11 protein-coding genes are annotated in these 12,579 nt (G+C 67.9%); 2 read left to right on the forward strand and 9 right to left on the reverse strand.

Going from position 1 to position 12,579, the window contains the following annotated elements:
* Positions 1-85 precede the first annotated feature (85 nt).
* The 3 genes from H0B43_RS30755 to glnA form a co-directional block, all read right to left on the reverse strand.
* A complete protein-coding gene (locus H0B43_RS30755) occupies positions 86-1,060 on the reverse strand; it encodes an antibiotic biosynthesis monooxygenase (protein ID WP_185724486.1) in 975 nt (324 codons plus the stop codon).
* A 6-nt stretch (positions 1,061-1,066) separates the two neighbouring features.
* Complete coding sequence (locus tag H0B43_RS30760) at positions 1,067-2,320, reverse strand: multidrug effflux MFS transporter (protein WP_185724485.1); 1,254 nt, start codon at positions 2,318-2,320, stop codon at positions 1,067-1,069.
* 267 nt (positions 2,321-2,587) lie between these two features.
* Positions 2,588-4,024: a type I glutamate--ammonia ligase gene (glnA, locus tag H0B43_RS30765; RefSeq protein WP_005247755.1), complete on the reverse strand. Its 1,437-nt coding sequence runs from the start codon at positions 4,022-4,024 to the stop codon at positions 2,588-2,590.
* 211 nt (positions 4,025-4,235) lie between these two features.
* On the opposite strand from glnA, the gene H0B43_RS30770 reads away from it, so the two are divergent.
* Positions 4,236-4,712, forward strand: coding sequence for an RDD family protein (locus tag H0B43_RS30770; protein WP_185724484.1), 477 nt, complete (start codon positions 4,236-4,238; stop codon positions 4,710-4,712).
* A 65-nt stretch (positions 4,713-4,777) separates the two neighbouring features.
* Here H0B43_RS30770 and H0B43_RS30775 read toward each other — a convergent pair whose 3' ends face one another.
* The 5 genes from H0B43_RS30775 to sucB form a co-directional block, all read right to left on the reverse strand.
* A complete protein-coding gene (locus H0B43_RS30775; RefSeq protein ID WP_185729742.1) occupies positions 4,778-5,536 on the reverse strand; it encodes a DUF4191 domain-containing protein in 759 nt (252 codons plus the stop codon).
* Between the two features lie 73 nt (positions 5,537-5,609).
* Positions 5,610-6,620 carry a lipoyl synthase gene (lipA, locus tag H0B43_RS30780; RefSeq protein WP_185724483.1) on the reverse strand — a complete coding sequence of 337 codons (1,011 nt, stop codon included), beginning with the start codon at positions 6,618-6,620 and terminating at the stop codon, positions 5,610-5,612.
* A gap of 52 nt (positions 6,621-6,672) precedes the next feature.
* Positions 6,673-7,449, reverse strand: a complete 777-nt coding sequence (gene lipB, locus H0B43_RS30785) for a lipoyl(octanoyl) transferase LipB (protein ID WP_185724482.1) — start codon at positions 7,447-7,449, stop codon at positions 6,673-6,675.
* Between the two features lie 48 nt (positions 7,450-7,497).
* On the reverse strand, positions 7,498-8,388 hold the full coding sequence (locus tag H0B43_RS30790; protein WP_185724481.1) for a TIGR01777 family oxidoreductase: 891 nt from the start codon (positions 8,386-8,388) through the stop codon (positions 7,498-7,500).
* 92 nt (positions 8,389-8,480) lie between these two features.
* Positions 8,481-10,226 carry a 2-oxoglutarate dehydrogenase, E2 component, dihydrolipoamide succinyltransferase gene (gene sucB, locus H0B43_RS30795; RefSeq protein ID WP_185724480.1) on the reverse strand — a complete coding sequence of 582 codons (1,746 nt, stop codon included), beginning with the start codon at positions 10,224-10,226 and terminating at the stop codon, positions 8,481-8,483.
* 330 nt (positions 10,227-10,556) lie between these two features.
* Between sucB and H0B43_RS30800 the strand changes: the two genes are divergently transcribed.
* The gene (locus tag H0B43_RS30800) at positions 10,557-10,895 is read left to right on the forward strand and encodes an oxidoreductase (protein ID WP_185724479.1); all 339 of its coding nucleotides are present in this window, start codon (positions 10,557-10,559) and stop codon (positions 10,893-10,895) included.
* A 66-nt stretch (positions 10,896-10,961) separates the two neighbouring features.
* Here H0B43_RS30800 and H0B43_RS30805 read toward each other — a convergent pair whose 3' ends face one another.
* On the reverse strand, positions 10,962-12,479 hold the full coding sequence (locus H0B43_RS30805; RefSeq protein WP_185724478.1) for a leucyl aminopeptidase: 1,518 nt from the start codon (positions 12,477-12,479) through the stop codon (positions 10,962-10,964).
* Positions 12,480-12,579 lie beyond the last annotated feature (100 nt).

The raw sequence follows: 12,579 nt of genomic DNA on the forward strand, positions 1-12,579 counted from the left end.
CCTTTCTCCAGATGTGAAAAACCGACCCCGGTCCTTCACAGTGCTACGTACCCGAACTTCTCGCTGGTGAATCGGGAAACTCGTGCTAGGTCGTCGGGATCATGAACAGCAGCGTGCACACGCCGATCGAGATTCCGAACAGCGCGATCATCACGGCGTAGCCCAGGTTTCGCCGCCGGGCGGGGATTCCCGGATCCATCCACCACCCGAATGCCTTGAACGCGGCTGGCACGGCCCACCAGCCGAGTATCTGGGTGGTGACCAGGTTCCCGATGAAGAGGGCCACAGCGATCGGCACCCCGTGCGCCTCGATGAACGGTGCACTGACGAAGTGCCCCCAGATCACGACGAGTGGATACAGCACCAGCAGCGCCAGCAGATTGCTGCGGGCGACGGGCACCGGGGGCGGCTCGTCCCCGCCGGCGCCGCGGAACCAGAAGTCGAAGCCGTAGCTTGCTTTGCGGATTCGGAGATTCTTGTTGAACTGCTCACCTTCCTGGAGGAGAGCGGCTCGCTCGGGTGAATCCATCCACGACGCCAGGTTGTCCTCGGTGTCGAAGCTGAGAACGATCGTCCAGTCCTCGGTGATTCCCTGCACGGGCCTCTCGACCTTGTGTCCCCGGAAACCCCGGAACCCGGCCTCGGCGGCGGAGATCTTGCGCTGCCAGTCCATGAAGGCCGACTCGTCCTCGGGTGCGATGTGACAGGAGATCACCACCGACGTCGCCGATTGGGCGTGCGTCTGCTCGCCGGTGAGCAGGTGGACGTCCTCGTTGCCGATGAAGGCGTGCTTGATCTCCGCCACCAGTTCCGTGCGCACGTCGCTGTCGAGCCAGGCCCGCGCCTCCTCGATGGTGGCGAACCGCAGCACGTCCACCCAGTCGTCCTGAACGGGTGGCGACGGCGGCACGATCTCCTGATCGATGAACCCCGGAACCGTCGCGAGCGCGTCCGCCGCACGTTTCTGCCACCGTGCGTAGTCGGCGTAGCTCGCGTCGTCGATCCGGCGCTGGAAGATCACCGACACCGGTGATGCGGGTGGGCTGGGTGGGTGCGGCACGTGACGTCACCTCCGATCGGGTCGTGGTTCGGGTGCGGCGACCGGAGAGCCCTCGGACCGCCGCGCAGAGGTGGTGAGCAGCAGCAGGATTCCGGCTCCGGCGCCGAGGACGAGGTAGAGCCAGCCCAGAGGTGCCTGGCTGTTTTCGGGCAGCACTCCGGCGACCGCCATCGCGGCACTGACGACGAGATAGCAGGCCGCGGTGACGACACCGCCGATCAGCCCGAGATTGCGGGTGAACAGTCCGAGGGCCAGTCCGTACATCTGCGGGCAGAGCACGCCGCATCCGGCGAGCGCGAGGCAGGCGCCGATGGTGATGGCCGGCGCGGTGACGACGGACAATCCGGCCGTGACGGTGAGTACGAGCGCGCCGAGCACGAACACCCACCACGCGCCGAAGGCGAGTCTGCGGGTGCCTACCCGGACGGCCAGGGCGCCGCAGGCGAGTTCGCCGAGCAGGTTCGCGCCGCCCACGACGAGCGCCACCGCACCGTAGGCGGCGGGGGAGAAGCCGAGGATTTCCTGGTAGAGGAACGGTGCGACCACACCGAACACCATCTGGGCGGACGCCATCAGCCCGAACACGAGCACGAAGCCGACGAAGATCCGGTGGCGCAGCGCGACCCGCAGCACCCGCGCCGCCGCGGCGGCGTCGACCGAGGTACGCGATTCGGGCGGCAGCGTCTCCGGCAGTCCCGCGACGACGAGAGGAAACGCCAGCGCCGCCAACAAGGCGATCGACCCGAACACCAGACGCCACGAGATGAATTGCACGAGCACACCACCCACGGCCGGGGCGAGGACGGGTGCCAGCCCCCACGCCGCCCCGAGAAGACCGGACACGGACGTGAGTCGCGCGCCCCGATAGCAGTCGGCGGCGATCGCGTAGGCGAGGACGAGGCACGCACACCCGCCGATTCCCTGCACGAACCTGAGACCGAGCAGGACGGTGACGTTCTGGACGAGCGCGCACCCGATGCTGGTGACGACGAGGATCGCCAGGCACGTCAGCAGTGTGCGTTTGCGGCCCACCGCATCCGCGATCAGACCGACGGGAATGAACGCCAGGCTCATGCCCAGCATGTACGCCGTCACCGTGTTCTGCACGACCGCGGCGGACGCGTCCAGATCGATCACCATCTGCGGCAGGGCCGGGGTGTAGATGTCGAGGGGGATCTGGCTGAGCGGGATCACCAGCAACAGAATGACCACGATACGGCGCGGCACCGGGACGCCGGTCGGCGTCGTGGGCACTGACATCCCGCACCACCTGCTTCTCGAACCATGGGGCTGGAGAACGGAGCAAGTATCCCGAAAGCCTTCGAGCGAACGTTCCCGCAACGGTCCGTGCGGTCGGTTCCCTGGATCATACGGCTGCGAACGACCGCGCCGGGCGGGTTCCGGCGGTGCCCGGACCGCACCGGGGCGCGACGCGAACGAGCCCACCCGCGTCACCGGCTGAAGCAGTCGGCGCCACGGATGGGCTCGTCAAGGAGTACCGACCCGCATTTCGGCGGGCGTCACGACTTACACGTCGTAGTACAGCTGGAACTCGTAGGGGTGCGGACGCAGGTTGACCGGGGCGATCTCCTGCTCACGCTTGAGCGAGATCCACGTCTCGATCAGGTCGGACGTGAACACGCCACCCTCGGTGAGGTAGTCGTGATCCGCCTCGAGGCGGTCGATGACGGCCGACAGGCTGGTGGGGGCCTGCGGGATGTTGCGGGCCTCCTCCGGCGGAAGCTCGTAGAGGTCCTTGTCGACCGGAGCCTGCGGCTCGATCTTGTTCTTGATCCCGTCCAGGCCGGCCATCATCTGCGCCGCGAAGTTCAGGTAGGGGTTACCCGAGGAGTCGGGGGCGCGGAACTCGAGGCGCTTCGCCTTCGGGTTGTTGCCGGTGATCGGGATGCGGACCGCCGCCGAGCGGTTGCGCTGGCTGTACACCAGGTTGATGGGGGCTTCGTAGCCCGGCACCAGACGGTGGTACGAGTTGATCGTCGGGTTGGTGAACGCCAGCAGCGACGGCGCGTGGTGCAGGATGCCGCCGATGTAGTGACGCGCCATGTCGGACAGACCCGCGTAGCCGGCCTCGTCGTGGAACAGCGGCTTGCCGTCCTTCCACAGCGACTGGTGGACGTGCATGCCCGAGCCGTTGTCGCCGAACAGCGGCTTCGGCATGAAGGTGGCCGACTTGCCGTGCTGCCAGGCGGTGTTCTTCACGATGTACTTGAACAGCTGCAGGTCGTCCGCGGCCGCGAGCAGCGTGTTGAACTTGTAGTTGATCTCCTGCTGGCCGCCGGTGCCCACCTCGTGGTGGCCGCGCTCGAGCTCGAAGCCCGCGTTCTGCAGGTTGGTGGAGATCTCGTCGCGCAGGTCGACGTAGTGGTCGTACGGAGCGACGGGGAAGTAACCGCCCTTGGGGCGGACCTTGTAGCCCAGGTTGGGGCTGCCGTCGGCGTTCACGTCGTTACCGGTGTTCCAGGAACCCGAGATGGAGTCGAGTTCGTAGAACGCGCCGTTGATGCCGGAGTCGTAGCGGACGGAGTCGAAGATGTAGAACTCGGCCTCGGCACCGAAGAAGGCGGTGTCGGCGATGCCGGTCGACTTCAGGTACTCCTCGGCCTTGCGCGCGACGTTACGCGGGTCGCGGCTGTAGGACTCCCGCGTGAACGGGTCGTGGACGAAGAAGTTGATGTTCAGCGTCTTGGCCGCACGGAAGGGGTCGATCTGGGCGGTGGCGACGTCGGGGAGGAGCATCATGTCCGACTCGTGGATCGACTGGAAGCCGCGGACGGACGAACCGTCGAACGCGAGGCCGTCCTCGAAGACATCCTGGTTGAACGCCGACGCGGGGATCGAGAAGTGCTGCTGCACGCCCGGCAGGTCACTGAACCGGATGTCGACATATTCGACGTTCTCGTCCTTGATGAACTTGATGACCTCTTCGGCCGTGGTGAACGCCACGCTTGTGCTCCTTAAGTCGCTTCAGCCAAGTGGATATTGGCGAATTCGTCGAGCCAGACGGTAAGTACTTGGTGTTGCCCGCCGGTCAACCCTTTGTTTCGCCCGTGTTACGCGTCGCATTGTCCTGGGCTTTCGCACCGGCTGTGACTGCGCACACAGCCTTCAGCTCCGGTGTGAGGTCCCCGTTGATTCGACGCCTATCCTGGACAGCATGGCACGTATCACCGGTTCTTGGCTTTCCGGACCCACGGCGGCCCTGCCGAACGGTGCGGACGAGACGAAGCAGTCCTTCCGCGGCGAGCGCCTCGGTCTGCAGGCGGAAGGTCCCGGTTCCCTCGCGAGCACGGGACGCCGTCTCGCCGCGCTGATGATCGACTGGGTGTCGTCGGCGGGCGTCGCGGCGCTGATCATCGGCGACAACTTCTTCGAGGGCCCGTTCTCGACCTTCACCCTGCTCGTCTGGTTTCTCGTCGGTGTCGTCACGGTGACACTGTTCTCGTTCACACCGGGGCAGTTGTTCCTCGGGATGCAGGTGGCACGCGTGGACGGACCGGCCCGCGTCGGCTTCGTCCGGGCGCTGGTGCGTCAGGCGCTGCTCGTGTTCGTCGTACCGGGCACCATCACGGACATCGACGGTCGCGGCATGCAGGACCGCGCCACGGGTACCGCCCTGATCCGCACGCGCTGACCTGCCGAACGACTTCCGCCCGACGTCGGAGCGACATCGGGCGGAAGGGTGGACGGCGACAGCGTCTAACGACGACGGATAGTGCGCTGCACTCCGCGCATCTTCGCACCGCCGGGCATCGGGCCCTTCGGTAGTGCGGCACCGCCGCCGCGGCTGCTGAGGGCGGCGAGTCGCGACTCGATGGCATCCATGCGCTTGGTGTCGATGTTCTTGGGGAGCTTGTTCAGGTGCTTCTGCAGCTGCGACAACGGGACCTGGCCCTCGTCGTTGCCGATGACGATGTCGTAGATCGGGGTGTCGCCGACCAGCCGAGCCGTCTTCTTCTTCTCCTGGGCGAGCAGCGCCTTCACGCGCTGCGGCGACCCCTCGGCGACGAGGATGACGCCGGGCCGTCCGATCACGCGGTGAACGGCGTCGAGCTGGGTGGTGCCCGCGACCGCACTGGTGACGCGCCACGCGCCCTGCATGTTGTCGAGTGCCCACGCCGCCGCGCCCGCCTGGCCCTCCGCCTTGCCGTACACCGTCTTCTGCACGCGCCGGCCGAAGATGATGAACGCGCCGAGCACGCCGAGGAGGAGACCGATCGGGAGGAGGAACCACTGCAGGCCCCAGATCAGGCCTACGAGGAAGAACACCACCGCGAGTCCGATGAGGGTGCCGAGCATGAGCGGCAACAGCAGCTTGTCTTCCTTGCGCTGCATCTGGAACGCCTGCCAGAGCTGGGTTCTGCGTTCCTTCGACGCCTGCCTGCGGGCTGCCTTGGCGGCTGCCTTTGCTTCTTTACTGGGTTTGCCCGCTTTACCGGATTTACTGCCGTTCGCCATGCTCTTCAGGATACGTCCCTGGCCGTGCGCGGTGATGACCCGTCCGGTGTCGGTCACCGCGCACGTGCTTCGGTCAGCGGGCGAGGCGCGCCATGAGGGAACTTGCCTCCTGCGACGCTTCGCCGCTTTCGGCGAGATGCGCCTGTCCTGCAGGCAGTTCGCGGCCGTGGTGGGCCATCGCCTGGGCGTAGAGGCGGCCGGCACGGTACGACGAGCGGACGAGCGGTCCGGCCATGACGCCGGCGAACCCGATCTCCTCTGCGGTCTGGGAGTGCTCGACGAATTCCTCGGGCTTGACCCATCGTTCGACGGGGTGGTGCCGGGGGGAGGGGCGCAAGTACTGGGTGATGGTGATGATGTCGCAGCCCGCGTCGTGCAGATCGTGCAACGCCTGGGTGACCTCGTCGGGGGTTTCGCCCATGCCGAGGATGAGGTTGGACTTGGTGACGAGACCATCCTCGCGGGCGGCGGTGATGACGTCGAGGCTGCGCTGGTAGCGGAACGCGGGCCGGATCCGCTTGAAGATGCGGGGAACGGTTTCGACGTTGTGCGCGAGCACCTCGGGGCGGGTGGCGAACACCTCGGCCAGCTGTTCGGGTTTGGCGTTGAAGTCGGGGATGAGCAGTTCGACGCCGGTGCCCGGGTTGAGCTGGTGGATCAGGCGCACGGTTTCGGCGTAGAGCCAGGCGCCGCCGTCGGGGAGGTCGTCGCGGGCGACACCGGTGATGGTGGAGTACCGCAGCCCCATCGCCTGGACGGACTCGGCGACGCGGCGGGGTTCGTCGCGGTCGAGGTCGTCCGGCTTGCCGGTGTCGATCTGGCAGAAGTCGCAGCGGCGGGTGCACTGTTCACCGCCGATGAGGAAGGTTGCCTCGCGGTCTTCCCAGCATTCGTAGATGTTGGGGCAGCCGGCTTCTTCGCAGACGGTGTGCAAACCCTCGCGCTTGACGAGGCCCTTGAGCTCGGAGTATTCCGGGCCCATCTTCGCTCTCGTCATGATCCAGTTCGGTTTGCGTTCGATCGGGGTCTCCGCATTTCGGATCTCGAGGCGGAGCAATTTGCGTCCTTCTGGGGCCACAGTCACGCGAACGATGCTACGCCCGGCCCGGCGCGCCCGACGGGCCGGGGAGTGCTCGTCAGCCGTACTGAACGGTAGTGAAGGTGGGGGCGGAGGACGGCTTCTCGGCCGCGGCGGAGTCGAAAGTGATTCGCTCGATGTCGTGTTCGGTCACCGGGAGGGTGCCGTCGAGCGCTGCGACGACCGCCGCCGTGACGGCGGGGGTGACCTCGTCGACCGTCACGTCCCTGCCCAGTTCCCGCGACAGCGACGTGACACCGGCGTCGCGGATACCGCACGGGATGATGGCGTCGAACCCCGTCAGGACGGAATTGCAGTTGAGCGCGAAACCGTGCAGGGCGACACCACGCTGCACCCGCACCCCGATGGCCGCCACCTTGCGCTCGGGCAGCCACTGTCCGTTCTCGAGCGACGCGGGCAGCCACACCCCGGAGCGGCCGTCGACCCGGCCACACTCGATGCCGAGGTCGGTGCACACGGCGATCAGCGCCTGCTCCAGCCTGCGGACGTACCGCACGACGTCGACCGGTTCGGCCAGCTTGACGATCGGGTATCCCACCAGCTGTCCCGGGCCGTGCCAGGTGATCTTCCCGCCGCGGTCGACGTCGATCACGGGCGTGCCGTCGGTGGGGCGGTCGCCGGGTTCGGTCCGTCGTCCCGCCGTGTAGACAGCCGGGTGTTCGAGCAGCAGCAGAGTGTCGGTGCCCACGTTATCCGCACGTTCGGCCGCCAGCTCGCGCTGTCGGTCCCAGGCGTCGACATATCCGATCCGGCCGAGGTGTTCGACGGAGATCGGTAGTGGGCTGAAACGGGCGGATTGTGTCGCGCTGCTCATGCGCTAGAGGTTACGCCGGGACTGCCGCCCCACCGTCGCGACCTGGGTTCACCGCACGAGGGCGGCATCGAGGGCCTCACCGATCGTGTTGTGCCGGAACCGGAATCCTGCATTCTCGAGCACCGTGGGGATGGCGCGCTGCCCGGCCAGGATGCCTTCCTGCGCGAACTCGCCCATCAGCGCGGTCAGCGCGAACCCGGGAACGATCCACGGTGCGGGGCGGTGCAGCGTGCGCGCGACCGCGCCATTGAACTGCGCATTGGTGACCGGCGCCGGGCCGGTGAGGTTCACGGGTCCGGCGACGTCGTCGCGGGTGAGGACGAATTTGATCGCATCGATCTCGTCCTCCAACGAGATCCACGACAGGTACTGGCGGCCGTTGCCGAGCCGCCCTCCCAGCCCGACCGAGTACAGGGTCTTCAGCCGGCCGAGCAGGCCACCGCGCGGGGACAGGACGATGCCGCTCCGCAACAGCACGGTCCGGACCTTCGAGTCGCCTGCGGGGGTGGTCGCGGCCTCCCAGTCGCGGCAGGTGTCCGCGAGGAAACCCTCACCCGGCGGGGAGGACTCGTCGACGACGCGGTTTCCGGTGTCGCCGTAGTAGCCGACGGCGCTCGCGTTGACGAACACGGGAACCGTGGCCTCGGCGACGGCCTCCGCCAGGACGTCGGTGGCGGCGATGCGGCTGTCCCGGATCAATTGCTTGTACGCCCCGTTCCAGCGTTTGTCACCGATCCCGACGCCGCACAGATTCACGACGGCGTCGGCATCCGACAGGATATCCGTGTCGAGCCGGTCCTTCTGAGGATCCCAGCGCGACTCGTCGGGACCGGCTGCCGAGCGGCGGACGAGACGCACGACGTCGTGGCCGTCGCCGCGGAGAGACGAGACGAGAGCGGTGCCGATCAGCCCGGAGGATCCGGCGATGACCACTCGCATGTGCAACAGCCTCCTTCACAGCGCAGGGGCACCATCCCGGGTGGAAATGGTGCCCCTGCGAAACTACGTTCGGCTCGAAGTCGGGTGACGAATCAGAGACCCAGGTCGGCCTCGAACGCTCCCTGCTCCAGACGCTGCTTGATCGTGGTCAGGAATCGGCCTGCGTCGGCACCGTCGACGAGACGGTGATCGTAGGTGAGCGGCAGGTAGCACATCGAGCGGACGCCGATGGATTCGCTGCCGGACTCGTCGGTCACGACGACGGGGCGCTTGACGATCGCGCCGGTTCCGAGCATCGCGGCCTGCGGCGGCACGAGGATCGGCGTGTCGAACAGGGCGCCCTGGCTGCCGATGTTCGTGATCGTGAACGTGCCCCCGGAAAGCTCGTCCGGCTTGAGCCCACCGGAGCGGGCGCGCTTGGCGATGTCCGCGATCGCGCGGGCCAGGCCGGCCAGCGACAGGTCGCCGGCGTTGTGGACGACGGGAGACAGCAGACCCTGCTCGGTGTCGACCGCGAAGCCCAGGTGCTCGGCGTCGTAGTACGTGATCTGCTTGTTCGCCTCGTCGTAGCTGGCGTTGATGTTCGGGTGCGACTTCAGCGCCTCGACGACGGCCTTCGCGAAGAACGGGAGGAACGTCAGCTTGACGCCCTCTCGCTCGAGGAAGGTGTTCTTGGCCCGCGCACGCAGGGCAGCGATCCGGGTGACGTCGACCTCGAAGGTCTGGGTGAGCTGCGCCGTGGTCTGCAGCGACTCCCGCGTCTTGGTGGCGGTGATCTGACGAATCCGGTTGGCCTTCTGCGTGGTTCCGCGCAGGTGCGCCAGCTCGGGGCGGACCCCGGCGGATGCGGCTGCGGGGGCAGCGGCGGCCGGTGCGGCAGCGGGCGCGGCGGCAGCCGGTGCCTTCTTCGCCTCCGCGGCGGCCAGGACGTCCTGCTTGCGGATGCGGCCACCGACGCCGGTGCCCGTCACCGCCGACAGGTCGACGTTGTTGTCCGCAGCGAGCTTGCGCACCAGCGGGGTGACGTACGGGGTGCTGTCCCCGGAGATGGCAGCTGGGGCGGGAGCCGCGGCCGCGGGTGCGGGTGCGGATGCGGCGGGAGCGGCTGCGGGAGCCGGTGCGCTCTTGGCGGGCTCGGGCTTCGCCGGCTCCGGAGCCGGTGCGGGCTTCGCGGGCTCGGGGGTGGGCTCGGGGGTGGGCTCGGGCTTAGGCGCCGCGGCCGGCTTGGCGGCGGGTGCGCCGGAACCGATGACGGCGAGCTGACCGCCGACGGAGACGGTGTCGTCTTCCTCGGCACTGATCTCGAGGAGGGTACCGGCGACCGGCGACGGGATCTCCGTGTCGACCTTGTCGGTGGACACCTCGACGAGCGGCTCGTCCACGGCGACCTCGTCGCCGACGGCCTTCAGCCAGCGGGTGACGGTGCCCTCGGTGACGGACTCACCGAGTTCCGGCATGTTCACCGCGGTGCCCTCGGCGGAACCGTTGCCGGATGCGGCGGGCTCAGACTCGGCGGCCGGTGCCTCGGCAGCGGGAGCCGGCTCCGCGGCAGGCTCTTCGGCGGCGGGAGCGGGAGCGGAGTCGGCGGCGGGAGCCTCACCGGCGTCGCCGATCACGGCAAGCTCGCCACCGATTTCCACGGTGTCGTCTTCCTGAGCAACGATCTTGCTGAGAACGCCGGCCACGGGAGACGGGATTTCCGTGTCCACCTTGTCCGTGGAGACTTCGAGCAAGGGTTCGTCAACTTCGACCGTGTCTCCTTCCTGCTTGAGCCACCGCGTGACAGTTCCCTCGGTGACACTCTCACCAAGCGCTGGCATCTGGACGGAGAAGGCCATGTCTTTTGACTCCTCGACAGTTGTGTTCGGGTTGTGGAATTTTGTCGACTTGTGGTCGTGAACCATTGTGCTCGAGATGCACGTGTCTTGCGGGTTACTCGCAGGTAATTCCGATTCGTCGTCACCCACTCGCTGTGTCGGCGCTCCACATCTTTCCATTGATCCGATGGGCGCGTCCGTCGAGGGGCACCCGCCGCGACTTCGGGTGCACCCGGACGTTATGCCTACCGGCCAGTAGTTTTCGTGTGCGGCGGAGACCGGACGTTCGCTGGCAAACTTGGAGGACAGTCGGCGGCGCGGTCCGCGTGCACGTACTCGAGGAGGCTCGACGTGGGGTTGTTCGACCGTTTCTCGCGGCCTCGGTCCGGCCGATCGCGGGCGTCCTCGGAGGATGCCGCCCACCTCGCGAACTGGACTCGCACGCACCTCGGAGTGGAGGCGTACGTGGAACCGCAGACGACGGTGACCGAAGTCACCGTCGTCCTCGTCGCAGCGGACGGCGAGTGGACCCGGCGCCGGGTGGGCGGAGAGCAAGGCGCCCGCAAACTCGGCGAGGATCTCCGCATCCCCGTGTACGACGTCCGCAAGACCGGCTACCCGCAGCGGATGCGCGACTTCGACGCGCGCCGCCGGATCGAGCGGAAGCGCGAGCGCGAGCGGGAGCTGTAGGCCCTTCGGGCCCGTGCGCCTTTGTGGTAGCTGGAACAACCAGAAAGGCGCACAGGCGCGGAGCGCCTAGCCGTTGGCGGCGATGTCCTCGATCACCGAGATCATCGTGCGCACGGGCACGCCGGTGCCTCCGCGACCGGTGTATCCCCACGGTCCCGACGAGTTGTATGCCGGGCCTGCGACGTCGATGTGCGCCCACTGGACGCCGTCGGCGACGAACTCCTTCAGGTACAGGGCCGCGGCGAGCATGCCGCCCCAGCGGTGGTTGGTGACGTTCGCGAGGTCGGCGATCTTCGAGTCGAGGTCCGAGCGCAGTTCGGCGGGCATCGGCATCGCCCACGCGTTCTCACCGATCTCCTGGGAGATGGCGGCGACCCGGTCGCGGAACTCGTCGGTGCCCATGACGCCGGGCGTTCGGTTGCCGAGTGCCACCATCTGCGCGCCGGTGAGCGTCGCGGTGTCGATGAGGTAGTCGGGCTCGTCCTCGCAGGCGCGGACGATGGCGTCGGCGAGGACGAGGCGTCCCTCCGCGTCGGTGTTGATGACCTCGACCGTGGTTCCGCCGTACTGGGTGAGGACGTCGCCGGGACGCTGCGCGGTGGACGACGGCATGTTCTCGGCCATCGGGACGGTGGCGGTGACGTCGACGGGCAGTCCGAGCTTGGCGGCGAGGACGACGGTGGCGACGACGGCTGCGGCGCCGCCCATATCGGACGTCATGTTCTCCATGCCGGCGGCGGGCTTGATGGAGATGCCGCCGGTGTCGAAGGTGATGCCCTTGCCGACGAGCGCGACCTTGGGTGCGTTGCGCTTCTTCGCGGAGTAGCTCAGGCGCACCAGCCGCGGCAGGCGGGACGAGCCCTTGCCCACGCCGAGGATGCCGCCGTATCCGTTCTTCTCGAGCGCCTTCTCGTCGAGGACCTCGACCTTCAGTCCGGCGTCCGTGCCGAGAGCCTTTGCGCGGTCGGCGAATTCGGCGGGAAAGAGGTGGCTCGGGGGAGTGTTGACGAATTCGCGGGCGGTGGCCACGGCCTCGGCGACCGCCGCCGAGCGAGCGAGGACGTCTTTCGACTCCTTCGCGCGCGGGGACGACACGAGAAGCTCCACCCGGGCGACGGGCTGCGCGTCGGGGCCGGGCGCGGACTTCGCGGACTTGAACTCGGTGAACCGGTACGCGCCGAGGGCGAAACCTTCTGCCGCCGCGCCGAGATCGAGCACGGACAGGGTGGTTGCGACTGTGCCGACGCCGCTGAGCGACCGTGCGGCCGCGCCCGCGGACTTACGAATCTGCTCGGCGTCCAGCTTCTCCGCCGAACCGAGTCCGACGGCCAGCACGCTGTCGACCGGGAGCGCGACGGGTCCCGGGACGCGGGTGGTCTCCTCGGCCTTTCCCGATGCGCCGACCGCGACCAGCGTGTCGAGCAGATCGGTCAGTATCGCTTCGTCGACGATGCCGTCGCCGAGCGCGATTTCGGGTCCGTCCGAGGTCGACGTCAGTCCGATCACCAGCACGTCCACGCGCTTGCCGACGGTGCCTGCCAGGGCGAGTTGTGGTCCGAGGGGTCGGGCTGTGTGGGTGCTCACGGTGTCTCTCCTGCAGCAGTTCGGGGGCGGGTGGTGTCGGGTGGCCGACGTCCGTCCCGATGGTAGTGCTCCGCCGCCGTCGTATACCCGGTGCACCCGA

The organism is Rhodococcus sp. 4CII (assembly GCF_014256275.1).
Classification (GTDB): Bacteria; Actinomycetota; Actinomycetes; order Mycobacteriales; family Mycobacteriaceae; genus Rhodococcus_F; species Rhodococcus_F wratislaviensis_A.

Bases quoted from the DNA above. Each gene is read 5' to 3' on its own strand.
- sucB (WP_185724480.1), bottom strand. From the start codon at position 10,226: ATGGCCTTCTCCGTCCAGATGCCAGCGCTTGGTGAGAGTGTCACCGAG.
- lipB (WP_185724482.1), bottom strand. From the start codon at position 7,449: ATGAGCAGCGCGACACAATCCGCCCGTTTCAGCCCACTACCGATCTCC.
- H0B43_RS30790 (WP_185724481.1), bottom strand. From the start codon at position 8,388: ATGCGAGTGGTCATCGCCGGATCCTCCGGGCTGATCGGCACCGCTCTC.
- H0B43_RS30760 (WP_185724485.1), bottom strand. From the start codon at position 2,320: ATGTCAGTGCCCACGACGCCGACCGGCGTCCCGGTGCCGCGCCGTATC.
- H0B43_RS30775 (WP_185729742.1), bottom strand. From the start codon at position 5,536: ATGGCGAACGGCAGTAAATCCGGTAAAGCGGGCAAACCCAGTAAAGAA.
- H0B43_RS30770 (WP_185724484.1), top strand. From the start codon at position 4,236: ATGGCACGTATCACCGGTTCTTGGCTTTCCGGACCCACGGCGGCCCTG.